The organism is Segatella copri (assembly GCF_003465495.1).
Taxonomy (GTDB): Bacteria; Bacteroidota; Bacteroidia; order Bacteroidales; family Bacteroidaceae; genus Prevotella; species Prevotella copri_G.
Window position 1 is genome coordinate 23,271 of sequence record NZ_QSAV01000033.1, and the last position, 19,178, is coordinate 42,448.

General features: G+C 47.7%; 14 protein-coding genes. 5 read left to right on the top strand and 9 right to left on the bottom strand.

Features of this window, described 5'->3' with window-relative positions; translation table 11 throughout:
• Window positions 1–34 precede the first annotated feature (34 nt).
• The 4 genes from DWV53_RS10440 (at window position 35) to DWV53_RS10455 (ending at window position 5,501) form a co-directional block, all read left to right on the top strand.
• Entirely contained in the window at window positions 35–2,674 is a 2,640-nt protein-coding gene (locus DWV53_RS10440; RefSeq protein ID WP_118153533.1) for a calcium-translocating P-type ATPase, PMCA-type, read from the top strand.
• Between the two features lie 45 nt (window positions 2,675–2,719).
• Complete coding sequence (locus tag DWV53_RS10445; protein WP_118153536.1) at window positions 2,720–3,658, top strand: bifunctional riboflavin kinase/FAD synthetase; 939 nt, start codon at window positions 2,720–2,722, stop codon at window positions 3,656–3,658.
• A gap of 50 nt (window positions 3,659–3,708) precedes the next feature.
• Window positions 3,709–4,542: a CPBP family intramembrane glutamic endopeptidase gene (locus DWV53_RS10450; RefSeq protein WP_118153539.1), complete on the top strand. Its 834-nt coding sequence runs from the start codon at window positions 3,709–3,711 to the stop codon at window positions 4,540–4,542.
• Window positions 4,543–4,622: 80 nt separating this feature from the next.
• The gene (locus DWV53_RS10455) at window positions 4,623–5,501 is read left to right on the top strand and encodes a hypothetical protein (RefSeq protein ID WP_118153542.1); all 879 of its coding nucleotides are present in this window, start codon (window positions 4,623–4,625) and stop codon (window positions 5,499–5,501) included.
• Between the two features lie 656 nt (window positions 5,502–6,157).
• Here the strand turns inward: DWV53_RS10455 and DWV53_RS10470 are convergent.
• The 9 genes from DWV53_RS10470 to DWV53_RS10510 all read right to left on the bottom strand — a co-directional run bounded on the left by DWV53_RS10470 (window position 6,158) and on the right by DWV53_RS10510 (window position 16,522).
• Entirely contained in the window at window positions 6,158–6,658 is a 501-nt protein-coding gene (locus tag DWV53_RS10470; RefSeq protein ID WP_118153548.1) for a pyruvate ferredoxin oxidoreductase, read from the bottom strand.
• Window positions 6,648–7,163: an RNA polymerase sigma factor gene (locus tag DWV53_RS10475; protein WP_118153551.1), complete on the bottom strand. Its 516-nt coding sequence runs from the start codon at window positions 7,161–7,163 to the stop codon at window positions 6,648–6,650. Before DWV53_RS10475 ends, DWV53_RS10470 begins: the two co-directional genes overlap by 11 nt.
• A gap of 65 nt (window positions 7,164–7,228) precedes the next feature.
• On the bottom strand, window positions 7,229–8,002 hold the full coding sequence (gene argB, locus DWV53_RS10480) for an acetylglutamate kinase (RefSeq protein ID WP_118153554.1): 774 nt from the start codon (window positions 8,000–8,002) through the stop codon (window positions 7,229–7,231).
• Window positions 8,003–8,083: 81 nt separating this feature from the next.
• Window positions 8,084–9,976 carry a biosynthetic arginine decarboxylase gene (gene speA, locus DWV53_RS10485; protein ID WP_118153557.1) on the bottom strand — a complete coding sequence of 631 codons (1,893 nt, stop codon included), beginning with the start codon at window positions 9,974–9,976 and terminating at the stop codon, window positions 8,084–8,086.
• Window positions 9,977–10,046: 70 nt separating this feature from the next.
• Window positions 10,047–10,574, bottom strand: a complete 528-nt coding sequence (locus DWV53_RS10490) for a shikimate kinase (protein WP_006849199.1) — start codon at window positions 10,572–10,574, stop codon at window positions 10,047–10,049.
• 31 nt (window positions 10,575–10,605) lie between these two features.
• On the bottom strand, window positions 10,606–12,936 hold the full coding sequence (topA, locus tag DWV53_RS10495; protein ID WP_117695295.1) for a type I DNA topoisomerase: 2,331 nt from the start codon (window positions 12,934–12,936) through the stop codon (window positions 10,606–10,608).
• A gap of 125 nt (window positions 12,937–13,061) precedes the next feature.
• Complete coding sequence (locus DWV53_RS10500) at window positions 13,062–13,589, bottom strand: NUDIX hydrolase (RefSeq protein WP_118153560.1); 528 nt, start codon at window positions 13,587–13,589, stop codon at window positions 13,062–13,064.
• A 118-nt stretch (window positions 13,590–13,707) separates the two neighbouring features.
• The gene (locus DWV53_RS10505; protein ID WP_118153563.1) at window positions 13,708–15,162 is read right to left on the bottom strand and encodes a sialate O-acetylesterase; all 1,455 of its coding nucleotides are present in this window, start codon (window positions 15,160–15,162) and stop codon (window positions 13,708–13,710) included.
• A gap of 181 nt (window positions 15,163–15,343) precedes the next feature.
• Entirely contained in the window at window positions 15,344–16,522 is a 1,179-nt protein-coding gene (locus tag DWV53_RS10510) for a TlpA disulfide reductase family protein (RefSeq protein ID WP_118153566.1), read from the bottom strand.
• A gap of 196 nt (window positions 16,523–16,718) precedes the next feature.
• On the opposite strand from DWV53_RS10510, the gene pnp reads away from it, so the two are divergent.
• Complete coding sequence (gene pnp, locus DWV53_RS10515; protein WP_118153569.1) at window positions 16,719–19,037, top strand: polyribonucleotide nucleotidyltransferase; 2,319 nt, start codon at window positions 16,719–16,721, stop codon at window positions 19,035–19,037.
• Window positions 19,038–19,178: the final 141 nt, after the last annotated feature.

Below are 19,178 nucleotides of genomic sequence, written 5' to 3' on the forward strand. Positions count from 1 at the left end.
TCGTACAAAAAAGAAAAAGTATTTCTATTCAGAAATGGACATAGACAAAAATAAAAGAATCGGTCTTACCGATGAACAAGTTAAACAGAGTAGGGAACAGCATGGCAAGAACGTGCTCACCCCTCCTCAACGTACTTCATTATGGAAACTGTATTTGGATAAATATCGCGACCCGATTATCCAGATACTTCTTGTGGCGGCTTTCGTATCCCTCATCCTTGCTTTTATCGAAAAGAATTTCATGGAGACCATCGGTATCTTCGTGGCAGTTTTCCTTGCTACTACCGTGGGCTTCTACTTTGAGCGCGATGCAGCCAAGAAGTTTAATCTGCTCACGGCGCTCAGCGAAGAGCAGCCGGTTAAGGTGCGCCGCAATGGTAAGGTGATGGAGATTCCACGCCACGATGTGGTGGTGGGAGATGTTGTGCTCGTGGAAGTGGGCGACGAGGTGCCTGCCGATGGAGAACTCATCGTCTGCAACGACCTGCAGATTAATGAATCTACCCTTACGGGCGAACCCGTTACCGAGAAATCTCTGGAAGGCGGTGGCGATGGAGCCTATCCTCGCGACGTCATCCTCCGTTCTACCATGGTGATGAATGGCAGGGGCGAGTTCGTGGTTACTGCCGTGGGCGATGCTACCGAGATTGGTAAGGTGGCGAAGAAATCTACTGAGCAGACTTCGGTGGAGACACCGCTTCACATGCAGCTCGATAAGTTGGCGAAGATGATTTCCAAGGTGGGCTCCGTGGTATCTGTGGCAGCCTTCTTCATCTTCTTGATTCACGATATCCTCACCAACCCGGCATGGGGCGGCAAGGATTATTTCTATATGGCAGAAATCGTGCTGAAATACTTCATGATGGCTGTTACCCTGATTGTGATGGCGGTGCCGGAGGGATTGCCGATGGCGATTACCCTTTCTCTGGCGCTCAACATGCGAAGAATGCTGAAGTCGAACAATCTGGTGCGCAAGCTCCATGCCTGCGAAACCATGGGTGCCGTTACCATGATCTGTACCGATAAAACCGGTACGCTTACCCAAAACAAGATGCAGGTGAGTGCCCTGGAACTCAAGCAGGGCGATGAGGCGCTGCTCGATACTGCCATTGCCCTCAACTCTACAGCCGAGTTGAATGACGGCAAACCTATCGGAAACCCTACCGAGTCGGCTCTTCTGCTCTGGCTCGATGCCCAGGGCAAGGATTATGAAGAACTCCGCAAGCAGGTGAATGTGCTCAAGCAGTTGCCTTTTTCTACCGAGAGAAAGATGATGGCAACCTTGGCAGAAGTTGATGGCGAGACCTATCTCTTCGTGAAGGGTGCGCCTGAAATCGTGATGAAGAAATGCATCATCGAAGATAGAATGCAGAGACAGTCAGTCGAAGAACTCGATGAGTGGCAGCATAAGGCTATGAGAACCCTGGCGTTCGCCTATAAGAAGATAGAAGCTTCTATCATGAGAACTTCCAGAACCTCTACTGCCGAAGTGGTAGCACTTCTCGATGCCAACGACCTTCAGTTGCAGGCCATTGCAGCCATTGCCGATCCTATCCGTCCGGATGTTCCTGCTGCCGTGCAGGAGTGCCGCCATGCGGGTATCGAGGTGAAGGTGGTTACGGGTGATACGGCTGCCACCGCCTTGGAGATAGGCAAGCAGATAGGTGTCTTCGAAGATGAACCTGAGAATATCGGAGCAGATGGCTCTCTGACCTCGCTCGACCAGCAGATGATTACGGGTGAACAGTGGGAGGCTCTTTCTGATGAAGAGGCTTACGAACGGGCAAAGGATATCCGTGTGATGAGCCGTGCCCGTCCTACCGATAAGCAGCGACTGGTGGCCATGCTCCAGAAGCGTGGCGAGGTGGTTGCAGTAACAGGCGACGGTACCAACGATGCTCCGGCGCTTCACTATGCTCACGTGGGTTTGTCGCTGGGTTCGGGAACTTCCGTAGCTAAGGAGGCTTCGGATATGACCCTGCTCGATGATTCCTTCAAGTCTATCGCCAACGCCGTGATGTGGGGACGCTCGCTCTATCGCAACCTGCAGCGCTTCCTCTTCTTCCAGTTGGTAGTAAACGTGGCAGCCCTCCTGCTGGTGCTTGGCGGCTCAGTTATCGGAACTGAGATGCCTCTGACGGTTACTCAGATTCTCTGGGTGAACCTTATCATGGATACCTTCGCAGCCTTGGCACTTGCCTCATTGCCTCCATCTCACGAGGTGATGAAGGATAAACCACGCAAGGCATCCGATTTCATCATCAACAAGAGCATCGGTTTCGGCATTCTGTTCTGCGGCATCGTCTTCTTCCTCGTGATGTTTGCCCTGCTGGTTTACTGCGAGCGCAGAGGCAAGGGTGGAGTAGATGTGCATGAACTGACCATGTTCTTCACCACCTTCGTGATGATACAGTTCTGGAACCTCTTCAATGCCAAGGCGCTGATGAGTCATCACACCGCCTTCCGCCATTTCCTGAAGGATAAAGGAATGATTCTGGTGCTTGTACTGGTATTGGTGGGTCAGTGGATTATCGTAACCTTTGGTGGCGAAATGTTCCGTACCACACCATTGTCGCTCCACGAGTGGCTGCTCATCATCGGCTCAACCTCCGTTGTACTTTGGGCGGGCGAGCTGTGGAGAACTTTTAAGAGAATGATAGCAAAGAGAAGATAATCCATCGGAGTTCTTCTTCTGATATGAATGTTAAAGACAGTCCTTATGAATACAATACATTATAACGATATCGTGCAGTTGCCGCCTTGTGTGGCAACCATCGGTTTCTTCGACGGGGTGCATCGGGGACATCAGTTCCTGATTCATCATCTCGTAGAGACGGCACGAAAGGATGGCTTGCAATCCACCGTCATCACCTTTGATGCGCATCCCCGCAAGGTATTGCAGGCAGATTATCAGCCGGAGATGCTGAGTACGCTTGATTCCAAGCTGCTGCTGCTTTCGAAGACGGAAGTGGATAATGCTGTGGTGCTGCATTTCGACAAGGCGATGGCTGCGATGTCGGCAAGGGAGTTTATGCAGCAGGTGCTCCACGACCATCTCAATGTAAGGAAACTCTTCATCGGCTACGACCATCGCTTCGGTCACAATCGCGAGGAGACTTTCGAAGATTACGTGCGCTACGGCAAGGAGATGGGCATCGAGGTAATCAGGAACGAAGCCTTCCAGATAGACGGCATCAACATCTCTTCTTCCGTAATCCGCTCTTTCCTGAAAGAGGGAGAAGTGGAGATGGCTGCCCAGTGCCTCGGTTTCCCTTACACCCTCATCGGAAAGGTGGTGAATGGATTCCATGAAGGCAGAAAGCTCGGTTTCCCTACTGCCAATCTCGACATCTCTCACTTCGGACAGCTGATTCCTGCCCCTGGTGTCTATGCCGTAAGGGTAAGACTGGAGAATACGGTGGTATGGAAACGGGGAATGATGAATGTGGGCAATCGCCCAACCTTCAATGGCAGACAACTGACGCTAGAGACGCACATCTTCAATTTCGACGGGGATATTTATGACCAGCTCTTGCTCGTAAGCTTCGTGAAGCGAATAAGGGGCGAACAGAAGTTTGACAGTCCCGAGGAGTTGGCGGCGCAGCTGAAAGAGGATGAGCAGACCGTGCTGGATCTCTTTGAAAAAGAAGCGGAATGATAGCGAGAATGCTATTAACTATAAACGATTAATTATAAACAGTAAAAGCAATGGCAAAGATTAATTTAAAGAGAGGTTTGACGGATATCGTCCTCTACCTGATTATATTTATAGTAGTACAGATTATCGTGATGTATGCTGGCGCAGGAATCTGGGCGGGCATTAAGGGCGAAGGTTACCAGGCAACGCTCCTGGCTGTCAGTTCGGGCAGCAATCCTATCCTGATGGCGCTTACCTCAGCGTTCAGCAACGTTATCACCCTCGTCATCTTCCTGAAGACGAAGTGGACACCGCTGACCCGCGATTATCTGCTTTCCAAGCCTTGGGCAACGCTTCTCTGGGTGGCATTGTTCGCCCTGGGAACCATCATTCCTCTGGAGTTCATATATGAGCAGATAGGCATCGAGATGGACGAGAATACCGAGCAGAAATTCGCATCGCTCATGAAGGAACCTTGGGGCTATGTGGCTATCGGCGTTTTGGCGCCTTTTGCTGAGGAGGTTGTGTTCCGTGGAGCCGTTCTCCGCACCCTGCTGGGTCTTATGAGCAAGAAGAACCATTGGGTAGCCATTATGATTTCGGCTGCCATCTTCGGTCTGGCTCACGCCAACGTAGCGCAGTTTGTCAATGCCCTCCTGCTGGGCTTACTCCTGGGTTGGATGTATTATCGCACCAAGAGTCTTGTTCCGGGCATCCTGCTCCACTGGGTGAATAATACGATGGCGTATGTCCTGTCCAATATCATGCCTCAGAGCGATGGCAAGCTCATCGACCTCTTCCATGGCGATGAGAAAATCATGTATTATGCCGTAGGCTTCTCTCTCTGCATCATGATTCCAAGTTTCATACAGCTGATTATCAGATTAAAGAAGGTGAAGGCTTAAGAGATAAATAAACGAGTAAAAAGGTTACCTGGATGGGTAACCTTTTTTCAGATATATAACCTGATAGATAAGTAGATTTTATGAAGATTATAGAAAGTTGTATCATAGGAAAGAAGAGCCCTGAGGCTTGTGAGGATGGAATGGTAGTTACCGATGATTTCATCGCTGTGATTGATGGCAGTACGAGCAAGACGCCGAAGCATCTCAATCCTGATATGAAGAACGGAAGATATGCCATGATGCTTATCTCGGAGTATATCCGGGAGGAACTGAAGGCGGATGCCTCGGTAGATGATTTCTGTCAGGGCGTAACGACGTATATATATAATAAGGTGTATGAAAAGCTTGGGGTGGAAGAGCGGTTGAAGGAGCATCCGGAAGAGCGGCTTACCGCCTCGGCTATCCTTTATAGCCGAACAAGGAATGAAGTATGGATGGTGGGCGATTGCCAGGCAATCATCGATGGCAAGCTTTATGAGAACGGCAAGCCTTATGAGCAGGAGATTGCCAGAAAGAGGGTAGAACTGATAGAGCAGGGCCTTTCGCCTGCTGAGGCTAGAAAGCAGATAGAGCCATTGCTTATCAAGGCGATGCTTTCGGGGCAGAACCAGACCTATACGGTTATCGATGGATTTCCTATCTATCGGGAGGGAGTGAAGGTTGTCTCTGTTTCAGATTCTAGTTCTGTTCAGGATTCTGTTCCAGCATCAGATTCAGTCCCTTGCTCTGACTCCGCTTCTGCATCAGATACAATTCCATCTTCTTCCTCCGAGATTGTATTGGCGAGTGATGGCTATCCGTTCCTGAAGCCAACCTTGGCAGCGAGCGAGGCGACATTGGCAGAGCAGATTGCCAACGACCCTCAGAACATCCATTCCTTTATCGCCACCAAGGGCATCGTAGAGGGCAATAAGAGCTTTGATGATAGAACTTATATTCGATTTGTTTATTGCCAGTAAATAAAAAACCGCAGATTTATTTATTGGCAATAAACAAAAATGGCTGATTTCGCCAGAAAAAAATAACAAGTAATGGCAAGGATTTCTATCCGGCAAGCGATGTATTCCCAAAAAGAAAACGATGACTTCTGCACCGAGAAACGGTGAGTTCTGGAGGAGAAAACTATGAGTTAGGAAGTTTAACAAAGGGGCAAGGGTTAACAGGTTAACAGTTAACAGCTGTTTTTTGCATCCTCCCCCTCTCCCATACCTTATATTATATATAAATATATATACTTATTATTATATGTGAGTGGGGGGAAGTATACATTCTGGGCTGTTAACTGTTAACTCTGTTAACCCCCATCTGGAAAAATAACCTCTCAAACGCTCCTTCTTAAACAGGTTAAGTGTCTTATATTGAGGTAAGTAAGAGTCATCAATGATGACCGGAAGGAGACTTAAATGAAGCTTCGCAGTAGCAATAAATTGAGCCACTTGTGTATCCTTTATCATACGCTTGCGTGCAAAATATATAAAATAAGTAAGGGCTGCCAGTACATCCTGGCAGCCCTATTACGTTAGTATGTTATGAAAAATTTGAGAGAATTGAAACTTCACAGCTTCAGAATTGTTTTACTAAACATGATTTTTTATAGAGAAAGTATAGAAATAATCTACTTTAATAACGTTGGAGACGTTGTTGGAGTGCTTACCTGATCGATGCCTGTGCGTTGCATAGAATCAACCGAAGCAGAATCTCCCATGGCTACGGACACGCCCTTGCCACTCTTGATGTATCCTACGTTTTCAACAGAATCAATGTCATTGCTCTGGAAAGGTACCTGAGCAGCATTGCCCAATGTCAGGATGATAGCTACCACGGCAGCAGCCTTGAAGAGAGGCTTCAGGCGCTCTGTCAAAGAAATCACCTTTGCCTTGTTAGGCTTCTTGGTATATTCATCTTCAATCATCGCCATCATCTTCTGGTCGAAGTCATCACCCAGCGCCTCTTGCTTAGCCTCGCCCATCTCGTAAGAGAAGAGCGCTTGGTATGGCTTCAGCTCGGCAGGCAACTCGTCCTGGCTGAAGAATGCGCGGAGAATCTCCTCTTCTTCGAGAGAAGTCTCGCCCTTCCAGTAGCGATCCAAAAGTTGGTTGATGTACTTATAATCCATATCTGTCGAATTGTTGAAATCTTTGTTTGACTGTTTGACGAGCCCTGAAGATGTTCACCTTTACTTGGTCTTCCGTGATGCAGAGGATGTCTGCTATTTCCTTGTAGGACTTTCCTTCGATGTCTCGAAGCTGCAGACAGCTGCGCTGCTTTTCAGGCAACTCGTCGATAATATTCCTTACGATGTTCAGTTTGTCTTTCTGAATCATCCTTTCTGAGGGGGTAGAAGTGTTTTCGTCTAACCTTTCTGTATTCTGCTCTTCCAGCGAATCATTCTGATTTTCCATCTTCTTGATGCGGTCGAGCGAGAGGTTGCGAGCGATGGTGAGGCTGTATGCCTCGATGGAGTCAAGCTCCTGCCATCTGTCGCGGGCGTTCCAGACTTTAATCAGCGTATCCTGCACAACGTCTTCCGCTTCCTCCCGGTTGAGAGTAATGCGAAGGGCCAGCCTGAAGAGTTTGTTCTTCAGCGGCAAAACATCGTTTTGGAAACTGATTTCTTTCATCCCTCTATAATTAATGACGACTCACCTGCCATAAAGTTACAGGCAACTATGAATTATTTCTATTTTTAACTCTTAATAACAGTTCCGTGCTTTCCGTCGATGGCGGTAGCAAGGGTGATAATCACCTCTTTCACACCAGCATCGATGGCTGCAAGCGCATTCTCCAACTTAGGAATCATGCCGCCTGCCACGGTACCATCTGCTTTATATCTCTCAAAATCGGCATGGGTAATCACTGGAATCACGCTGTCGTCATCCTCAGGATTACTGAGCACGCCTTTCTTTTCAAAACTATATATCAATGTCACATCGTAGTAAGGAGCCAGAGCCTTGGCAGTCTCGCTGGCTATGGTGTCGGCATTGGTGTTGAGGATGTTGCCCTTGCCGTCATGGGTCAATGGGGCCATCACTGGAGTAATGCCTTCATTAATAAGGGTCTGGAGCATCTTGCCGTTGGCACGCTCTACATCGCCCACGAATCCGAAGTCGATACCGTCCTTCAACGGACGCTTGTGACTGTGGATTACGTCCATATCAGCACCGGTCAGACCGAGAGCATTCACGCCGTTAGCCTGGAGCTTGGCAACCAGGTTCTTGTTGACCAGACCGCCATAAACCATTGTTACCACTTCCAGCATGTCTGCATCGGTGATACGGCGTCCGTTCACCATCTTGCTCTCTATGCCGAGGGCTGCGGCTACCTTAGTGGCACGGCGGCCACCGCCATGTACCAATACTTTCTTGCCAGGAATGGCTGCGAAATCCTTCAAGAGCTGTGCCAGCTGCTCGCTGTCTTCAACGATGGCACCGCCTACCTTTACTACTGTTACTTTTTCCATCTTTAAGTTTAGTTTATAGTTTATAGTTAATAGTTTATAGGGCAATCTTGCTGTAAACTATTAACTATCAACTGTTAATTCTTACTGAAGATATGTGTATCCGAAGAGACCATTTCTATAGGTGCCCAGGAATTCCTTTCCTTCATCGAGCGAAATCTTGCCTTCCTTCACACTCTTGGTTACCCACTGCTCCAACTGGCGGACGAGCTTCTTCGGATTGTACTGTACGTAATCCAATACCTCCTCTACGGTCTCGCCGTCGAATATCTGGTCGATGCTATATTTGCCGTCCTTTACAGAGATGTGGGCAGCATTGGTGTCGCCGAAGAGATTGTGCATGTCGCCTAGAATCTCCTGGTAGGCACCAACGAGGAATACACCGAGATAATATGGTTCGTTCTTCTTCAATGGATGAAGAGGAAGAACGTTGCCGATATGTCCGTCGGTAACGAAGTTGGCAATCTTTCCATCGCTGTCGCAGGTGATGTCCTGCAAGGTAGCGTTGCGGGTAGGACGCTCGTTCAGACGCTGGATAGGCATGATAGGGAAGAGCTGGTCGATAGCCCAACTGTCTGGCAGGCTCTGGAACAGAGAGAAGTTGCAGAAATACTTGTCGGCAAGAATCTTATCCAATCCTCTGAGTTCTTCTGGTACATGCTTCATGTGCTTGGCAAGATTGTTGATCTCGTGGCACACGCTCCAGTACATTGCCTCAATCTCTGCACGGGTCTTCAGATCTACGATGCCGTGAGAGAAAAGCTGCAATGCCTCTTCGCGAATCTGCTCGGCATCATGCCAGTCTTCCAGCATGTTGCGAGGATTCAGGTTGTCCCATATTTCATAAAGATCCTTCACCAGCTGGTGGTCAGTCTCCTTCGCCTCAAACTCCTCTGGCATTTCTGGCAGGGAAGCTGTCTCCAAGACATCGATAACCAAGACTGAGTGATGGGCAGAGAGCGAGCGGCCGCTCTCGGTGATGAGGTTAGGGTGCTCGATATTGCTCTTGTTGGCTGCATCTACGAATGTATAGACACAGTCGTTCACATACTCCTGGATAGAGTAGTTTACGGAACTCTCGCTGCTTGAAGAGCGGGTGCCGTCGTAATCTACACCGAGTCCGCCACCGCAATCTACGAAATCTACATTGTAGCCCATCTTGTGGAGGCTAATATAGAACTGGGCAGCCTCACGGAGAGCAGTCTGAATGCGGCGAATCTTGGTAATCTGACTTCCGATGTGGAAGTGGATAAGGCGCAGACAGTCGTGGAATCCCATCTCGTCTATCTTCTTGAGGGCTGTGAGCAGTTCTGCGCTGGTCAAGCCGAACTTAGATGCATCGCCGCCGCTTTCAGCCCATTTGCCTGAGCCTGAAGAAGCCAGTTTGATGCGGATACCGATGTTTGGCTTTACGTTGAGCTTTTTGGCTACCTTTTCGATGATATCCAGCTCATTGAGCTTTTCTACTACGATAAAGATGCGCTTGCCCATCTTCTGAGCCAGCAAGGCAAGTTCGATGTAGCTCTCGTCCTTGTAGCCGTTACAGATGATGAGCGAGTCGCTCTGTGCCTGTACGGCGATGACGGCGTGGAGTTCAGGCTTAGAGCCAGCCTCCAGTCCGAGGTTGAACTTCTTGCCGTGAGAGATAATCTCCTCAACGACCGGCTGCATCTGGTTCACCTTAATAGGATAGATGACAAAGTTTTCTCCCTTGTATCCATACTCTTCCTTTGCCTTTTGAAAACAGCTGGCTGTCTTCTCGATGCGGTTGTCGAGGATGTCTGGGAAACGGAGCAGTACGGGAGCGTTGATGTCGCGTAATGCCAACTCGTCCATGATGTCGCGCAGGTCTATCTGCGTGTTGTCCTTGCATGGAGTTACATAGACATCACCCTTGTCGTTGATGCCAAAGTAAGAAGTACCCCAACCACAGATGTTGTAGAGCTCCTTCGAGTCTTCAATAGTCCATTTCTTCATTTTCTAATCTTGCTTGCTGGAAATCAGTTTTGTTTGTTACCTTTATTATATATTACTTTATTAGATACGGCTATATGTTCAGCAGGTCTCTGATCTGCTGAACAATAGCGTTGATTTTATCATAATTGTCCATCACGTTGATATCGATGATGTGTTTTGCCTTCTCGTAGTAAGGCTCGCGAAGTTTCAACTGTTCATGGATAAACTTGTCTACCTCTTCCGGTGTTTTGTTGAGCAGCAGAGGGCGTACGCCTTTGCCCATCTTCAGATGAGCGTGAAGGGTTTCTGGAGATGCCTTCAGGTAAAACGTTTCGCCAAGTTGGTTCATGTAGTCCATGTTGTCGAAGAAACATGGTGTTCCTCCTCCGCAACTTACCACTACATTTTCAAACTCTGCCACTTCGTGTAGCATATTGTGCTCTATCTTGCGAAATCCCTCTTCTCCAACTTCGTCGAAGATCTGTTTAACGGTCTTGCGCATTCGGCTCTCGATATACCAGTCGAGATCGTAGAACATAACGCCAAGGTCTTTGGCGAGGGCTTTGCCGACCGTTGTCTTGCCGGCGCCCATGTATCCTATGATGATGATTGACTTCATTTTCTTCTGTTTCTATGTCAATGAGGCATGTTTATGATTTCTTTCTGCCTCTAGCCTTTGGTTCTGGAGCAGCTTTGATAATTTCCATACACTCCTCGTATGTAAGCTCCTCTGCACTCTCATGTTTTGCCTTTGGAATGCGGTAATTCTTGCCGTCGTAAGCAATGTATGGACCATACTTGCCATTGAGAATTTCCATCTTATCGTCCTCATCGAAAACTTTGAGATGGCGCTTCTCTTCGGCTTCGCGCTTTTCCTTAATCAGTTCGATGGCTCTATCCAGTGTGATGGTCAGCGGATCATCCTCCTTTGGAATAGAAACATACTTGCGGTTATGGAGGATGTAAGGGCCGTATCGGCCAGAGCCAACTGTTACAGTAATGCCTTCATAATCACCGAGTTCTCTTGGTAGCTTGAAGAGTTCCAAAGCCTCTTCCAGGGTGATGGTTTCGATGCTCTTGTCTGATGGCAATTGGGCAAACTGAGGCTTGTCTTTGTCTTCTGCAGAACCAATCTGTACCACTGGTCCAAAACGGCCAATCTTGACGAATACTGGCTTTCCGGTCTTTGGATCATTTCCGAGATTGCGCTCGCCGGCTTTGTGCTGGTTGCGTGCTTCCAGGACTTCCTTCACTTCAGGCTCAAAGCCCTTGTCGAAATCCTTCATCCAGTTGGTCCATTCGGTCTTTCCTTCTGCAATATCATCAAACTTCTTCTCTACGTCTGCCGTAAAGTTGTAGTTCATGATGTTCGGGAAGTTCTCCATCAGGAAGTCGTTTACTACGATGCCAATATCAGTAGGCAGAAGCTTGCCCTTTTCAGAGCCTGCCATCTCTTTCTTCAACTTCTGTGTTATCTTGATGCCCTTCAGAGAATCTATGGTAAATGTGCGCTCTTCACCCGTCTTGTCACCCTTTACCACGTATTGACGCTGCTGGATGGTACTGATGGTTGGAGCATAAGTAGATGGACGGCCGATGCCGAGATCTTCCAGTTTCTTCACCAGACTGGCCTCGGTGTATCTTGCAGGAGCCAGAGAATACTTCTCTGTAGCAAGGATTTCTCTGCGCTGCAATTCATCGCCTTCTTTCAAGGCTGGAAGAATGTGGGAAGAATCCTCAGCATGCTCTTCATCGTCGGTTGACTCGAGATAAACCTTGAGGAAACCATCGAATGAAACAACCTCGCCGGTAGCAACAAACTTTTCGCTTGTGTTGCCGATATTGATGTTGATAGTTGTCTTTTCGAGTTGTGCGTCAGCCATCTGAGATGCGATGGTACGCTTCCAGATGAGTTCGTAAAGGCGCTTCTCCTGAGCGGTTCCTTCGATGGTTGGTTCATTCATATATGTAGGACGGATAGCCTCGTGCGCTTCCTGTGCACCCTTTGAACTGGTGTGGTAGGCACGAGTCTGGCTGTATTCCTTGCCATATTCTCTGATAATCTCATCTTTGCTGGCGTTGGAACAGAGCGTAGAGAGGTTTACGCTATCGGTTCGCATGTAAGTGATGCGTCCGCTTTCGTAAAGTTTCTGGGCTATCATCATGGTCTGTACAACGGTGAAACCAAGCTTGCGTGCTGCCTCCTGTTGCAGAGTAGAAGTAGTAAAAGGTGGTGCAGGAGAACGCTTTAAAGGCTTTTTGGTTACAGATTCAACCATAAACTTAGCGTCTTTACACTTCTCAAGGAAAGCTTCAACCTCTTCGTGGGTATTGAAACGCTGGTCCAGTTCTGCCTTTACCTCTGTTGCATTGCCGCTGTCGCTGATCAGGGCGAAAATAGCGGTAACGCGATAGTATGGAACACTCTGGAACTTCTGGATTTCACGCTCACGTTCAACAATCAGACGGACAGCAACACTCTGTACACGACCTGCAGAAAGGGCTGGCTTAACCTTTCTCCACAAGATAGGAGAAAGCTTGAAACCTACCAGTCGGTCGAGTACACGACGTGCCTGCTGGGCATTCACCAGGTTCATGTCCAGATGGCGTGGGTTCTTGATTGCGTCAAGAATAGCCTGTTTGGTAATCTCGTGGAAGACAATACGGTTTGTCTTCTCCTCATCCAATCCCAGTACTTCGCAAAGGTGCCAGCTGATGGCTTCTCCCTCGCGGTCCTCATCGGATGCTAACCAGATTTTCTTGGCTTTCTTCGCATTCGTTTTCAATTCTGTAACGAGTTTTTTCTTTTCCTCTGGAATCTCATAATCAGGTTCCATGGTTTTCTCGTTTATACTAAGTTCCTTCTTCTTCAGGTCACGGATATGACCGTAAGAAGACATAACCTTATAGTCCTTACCTAAAAACTCTTCAATCTTTTTAGCCTTCGCAGGGCTCTCGACGATTACTAAATTCTCTTGCATAAGCTTATACACAATTTTTTTCGGTTGGCAAAAGTAAGTAAACTTTTTGCTTATACCTTATTATATGGTGTTTTTTTTGTTTTTTTTAATGTTTGGGAGCCATATTTGGCTGTATTGAACCCTTTTTACCCCAATTTTGTTTCCAAATAACGATGGAGCCCCTTGCGTATGGAATCGAATGCAAACTCATCAGGATTGAGTCTGCTCAATGATATCCAGAATGATTCTTCTGCATCGTCCATTGCTTCTATATGAGTGTCGTCTTTCACCTTCACTTCATAGAACATATCGAGGGTATGAACCATGAAACCTGAGTAAAGGTAGAGATTTGGGTAGCTGAACTGATACTTAACCTCAGTTGCATCCAGTCCGGTTTCCTCTTTTACCTCTCTTGCCATACCTTCTTCACCTGTTTCATCCATGTCAACAAAACCGCCTGGCAAATCGAGTGCCCCCTTGGCTGGGTCTTTCTTGCGCCTTACTGCCAGGAGCTCTTCCTTACTGTTGAGTATGAGAGCTACCGTAGCACTGCTTGGATTGAGGTAATAAGAAAATCCGCAGTCCTTACACTTCTTGCTCTTGATGTTGTTGATTTCGAAATGATTAGAGCCGCAAACCGGGCAAAACTGAAACTTATCTAATACGTGACTCATATTATGATTAATGTATAATGATTGATGTTTAATGGAAAAGAATTTATCTTCATGTTATAATTGAAAAGCGGCCGGTCTTTGACTGCTGAACAAAGATCGGCCGCTGGTTATCTGATATTTACCAATTATCTGTACGGAATGGGAAGAGAGGCAGATTGCCTGCATTTGCCATATTGCCGAGCTGGAAGTTGCGGAAACAGTAGCGAAGGGCTACTGGTTTCTTTACCTCAGGACTGGTTACGATGACGCACTCATTCCAAGGATCGTTGCCTTCCTGCCAGAAGTGCTTGGCTGTAGCCTTATGGAATACCTTATCTTCGCCTGCAACTTCGAAACCTTCGATACCTTCAAAGCGGTTGTAGGCTCCGTAGGTATTGTCGAAATGCACCTTAACAGTATCACCTACAATCTTCATCTCCTTGAAGGTCATGCTCTCGCTGAAGAGGCCCTTCATGCCATAGGTCTTGCTGAGTGCCTGGAGCGCAAGACGTTCGCCTACAGGCTGTTTCTGACATGGATGAATCTGCTCAACCTCGTATGGGTAAACCAGGTCTTCGGTACAGACGATGCCGCTGTTTGGAATCACCTTGGCAGCATTGAACTGCTGTTCACGGAGCTTAGGCCCCCAATCGCCATTTACGTCGCCATTATGATAAGGTGCAATCTGTACGAAATAGAATGGCAGTTCGCCCTGCTTGAAGTCTCTGCGCCACTGGGCAACGAGGTCGGCAAGACGTTTGGTATACTGGCCGTCCGGGTCGCCCACGTTAGAACATCCCTGATAGAAGAGGATACCCTTTACGCTATAGTTGAGGATAGGGTGGAAAGTTCCGTTACCCCAGAGAAGAGGGTAGAGGAAATCCCACTTAAACTTAGGGTTCTTGGTCATCTTTACAGAGTCGAGATCTTCCTTGGTGTTCTTCTTCAGGTAGTCGCGGTCGAGCCAGCTTTCTACACGGCTTCCACCCTTGTTTGCCATGACCAGACCTACCGGAATATCAAGAGTCTTGTTTATTACCTGTGCAAAGAAGTATCCTGTAGCAGATGCATCGCCTACGGTTTCCGGGTTAACCTCCTTCCATTCGCAGTTGGCATCATCTAACGGCTTACTGCTCATTACGCTAGGAATCTTTACGTAATGTACGCCTTTGTACTGGTTTGCTTCGAGCACTGCCTTGTTGTAACCTTCTACAGGGCAGTTGCCGAATCCTTTTACAGGCATCTCCATGTTGCTCTGACCTGCACAAACCCATACTTCTCCTGCCAGCACATTGTTGAGAGTGGTCTTTTCGCCATCATCGAAAGTGATGGAGAGTGGGGTGTAGCTCGCCTTCGGGGTTTGTACTTTGATAGCCCATTTGCCATCCTTTCCGGTCTTGGCAGAATATTTCTGCCCAGACCATGAGGTGGTTACCTCTACGGTGGTTCCTGGTTTGTTCCATCCCCAGAGGCTAGCCTCTGTGTTTTGCTGTAAAATCATGTTGTCACCCAAGATGTGTGGCAACTTTACTTTAGCCTGCGCTCCTATTGTGATAAGCCCCAAGGCTGCCATTGCTAAAAATTTCTTATTCATTTTTTAGGGTTTAAAAGTTTATCGTTTTTTGTTCTTAAGTTCCTTGTATAGTTCGTATTCTGATATTGCCATCTATGTTATCATGAAAGCAGATACAGAACTGACGTTAAAGAATAAGAGTTAGAAGCTGGAAGATGAAAAGCCGAAACTGTTCTCTCCAAACTTCTAACTCCTGGTTATCTTAAAGAAGGTTCTTGATGGCTGCCTCTATGTCCTTAATCTGTGCATCACGTGCCTGCAGGGTGTTGGTGCGGTCGATCAGGAAGAAGGTAGGAATGCTCTGGACATTGTAGAGAGTCAGACTCTTGCCCTGAATGCCATCTTCATCGCGTACGCAAATCCAAGGGATGGCAGCGGTAGAGGTCTTCCAGAAGTGCTCGTCAGGGTCTACTGATACCTGATAAATCTCTAGTCCGGCTGCATGATACTTGTTGTAGAGTTCACGCAACATCATGATGCGCTTGGTGCTCTCTTTGCTGGCGAAGAGATGGAAGTCGAGCAGTACCACCTTGCCCTTGAGGTCGGAGAGGCGGCGTACCTGTCCCTTGTTGTCCTGAAGTGCAAGTTCGATGCATCCGTTTACGCTCACCTTGCTGGCCTCAATCTGCTGCTGTGCCATCTGGTTCTCGATGATGCGGATGTCCTTCATTCCCTCAATGGCGATATTGTGGAGGTTCTTGCCACGCTCAGCGCCAGGATAGTAGGTATCCCAACTGGTTGCTACGGCAGCAAATACCTTCACGTCGTCTTTGTTGTTGCGAGGGTTGAAGATAAGCGTATTCACATTGCCCAACTGTACAGTTTGGAAGAGCGCATAGTAAGCGTATGCCTTCATTGGCTCCTTGAAGATGTAGTTGGTCTTGATGTCCTGTTTGTAAGCCTGGAGCATGCGGCCTACGATGGATTCGATAGAATCGTTGCCGATGTTAGGATCTTTCACGAGCCCGTTGATATTGCTCTGGAGAGTCATCTGCTTAAGAGACAACTCCTTGATCTTGTTGCAGTTTTCAGAACCTTCCACTTCGTATTTGAAGCTCATCTGCGGATAAGCCGCCTTTACCTTGACGGTTTCTGTAGAATCAATGGAAAGGTTGATGGTTTGGTTGGCGATACGTAAGCGGTAGAACTCTGGGGTAACAGAGTCCATGGCAGCCTCGTCGAAGGCAAAGGCACCATCCTCGCCCAGTTTCACAGAGTCGATTTTCACAGGACCGTTCAGGCTGATGTTCTCCAGATAGAGCATAGAGTCCTGAGCCTCTGTGATATTGCCGTTGATGTGGAATTTCTTGTTGTTACAAGAAGTCAAAGCCAGTGCAGCTACCATAATCGCTGCCACTGAAAAGAGTCTAGTTATCTTCATGAATTTTATTATTTTGCAAAATTATCGAGTGCAAAGATAGTAATAAAATTGCGAATAATGCACCTTCTATAGATAAATTATTAAAAAAAGTGGAAAATAATTGCTGATTTATTTGTTTATTAATAATTAAAGAGGTATCTTTGCAGCGTTTTAGATATTTTAGATGTTAGACAAAACAATAAGTTTTTTAATTTAGATGAACGTAATTACAAAAAGTGTTCAGTTGCCTGATGGAAGAACCATCACAATTGAGACCGGAAAAGTTGCAAAACAGGCTGATGGTGCTGCGGTTCTCCGCATGGGTAACACAGTGCTTCTCGCAACTGTTTGTGCAGCAAAGGATGCAGTTCCGGGTACAGATTTTATGCCTTTGCAAGTAGATTATCGTGAGCAGTACAGTGCTGCAGGTCGTTTTCCTGGTGGTTTCACCAAGCGCGAAGGCAAAGCCAGCGATGAGGAAATCCTTACCTCTCGTCTTGTGGACCGTGCTTTGCGTCCACTTTTCCCTTCTAACTACCATGCAGAAGTTTACGTACAGGTAATGTTGCTCTCAGCCGATGGTGTTGACCAGCCAGATGCCCTCGCAGGTTTCGCTGCTTCAGCTGCCATGGCTTGTTCAGATATTCCTTTCGAGTACTATATCTCTGAGGTTCGTGTAGCTCGTATCAATGGTGAGTATGTTGTAAATCCTACATTCCAGCAGATGGAAGAGGCTGACATGGATATCATGGTTGGTGCTACCAAGGACAATATCATGATGGTAGAAGGTGAGATGAAGGAAGTTTCTGAGCAGGATCTCATTGGTGCCCTCAAGGTGGCTGCTGAGGCTATCAAGCCTATGTGCGAACTCCAGTATGAGTTGGCTAAGGAGAAGGGTACTGACGTGAAGCGTGAGTACGACCATGAGATCAACGATGAGGAACTCCGTGAGCAGATCAAGTCTGAGCTTTACAAGCCAGCTTATGATATCAATCATCAGGCTTTGGAGAAGCATGCACGTCAGGATGCTTTCGACAAGGTCTTGGCTGATTTCCTCGAGAAGTATGACGCTGCTCATACCGATCTTTCTGAGGAAGACTTGGAGGAGAAGCACGCTGAGGCTACCCGTTACTATGATGACGTAATGCGCGATGCTATGCGCCGTTGCATCCTCGATGAGGGCTTGCGTCTTGATGGTCGTGCTACTACAGATATCCGTCCTATCTGGTGCGAGGTATCTCCACTCCCAATGCCTCATGGAAGCGCTATCTTCCAGCGTGGTGAGACTATGTCTCTCTCTACATGTACGCTCGGTACTAAGATGGACGAGAAGCTTATCGACGGTGTGCTCGAGAAGAGCTACCAGCGCTTCCTCCTTCACTATAACTTCCCTCCATTTTCAACAGGTGAGGCTAAGGCTCAGCGCGGTGTAGGCCGTCGTGAGATTGGTCACGGTCACTTGGCATGGCGTGGTTTGAAGGGTCAGATTCCTACAGACTTCCCTTACACAGTACGTTTGGTAAGCCAGATCTTGGAGTCTAACGGTTCTTCTTCTATGGCTACTGTTTGTGCCGGTACTCTCGCCCTGATGGATGCAGGTGTTCCTATGAAGAAGCCAGTTTCTGGTATTGCTATGGGTCTTATCAAGAACCCAGGTGAGGACAAGTACGCTATCCTCAGTGATATCCTCGGTGATGAGGACCACTTGGGTGATATGGACTTCAAAACCACTGGTACCCGTGATGGCTTGACTGCTACACAGATGGATATCAAGTGTGATGGTTTGAGCTTCGAGATTCTTGAGGAGGCTTTGATGCAGGCTAAGGCTGGTCGTGAGCATATCCTCAACTGCATGATGGAGACAATCTCTGAGCCACGTGCTGAGATGAAGCCACAGGTTCCACGTATCGTAGCATTCGATATCCCTAAGGAGTTCATCGGTGCTGTTATCGGCCCTGGTGGTAAGATTATCCAGCAGATGCAGGAGGATACTGGTGCGACAATCACTATCGAGGAGACTGATGGTAAGGGCCACGTCCAGGTATCTGCTCCTAACAAGGATTCTATCGATGCAGCTTTGGCTAAGATTAAGGCTATCGTAGCTGTTCCTGAGGTTGGTGAGGTTTACGAGGGTACTGTTCGCTCTATCATGCCTTACGGTTGCTTCGTAGAGATTCTCCCTGGTAAGGATGGTTTGCTCCACATCTCTGAGATTGATTGGAAGCGTCTTGAGACAGTTGAAGAGGCTGGCATCAAGGAAGGCGACAAGATCAAGGTGAAGTTGATGGAGATTGATCCTAAGACTGGCAAGTACAAACTTTCTCATCGTGTATTGATGGAGAAGCCAGAGGGCTATGTAGAGCGTGAGCGTCGTCCACGTCCTGAGCGCGGTGAGCGTCGCGGTCGTCGTGATGAGCGTCATGAAGGTCGCGGTGAGCGTCCAGCTCGTCAGCCACGTCGTTACGAGCATCGTAATGATGAGCAGGCTCCTAAGGGGTTCAACGACTCTTTGGATCACAACAATGATGTAGAATAATCTGCGTATTAGACACATTATTATATATAAAGGCACTTTCCGATCGGAATGTGCCTTTTTTGATAGTATGCTCGGCATGAGCATTGTCTAATGGGTGCAAGTCCCTAGTAAGCCCTAATAGCGGGAATTACCTAGCCAATG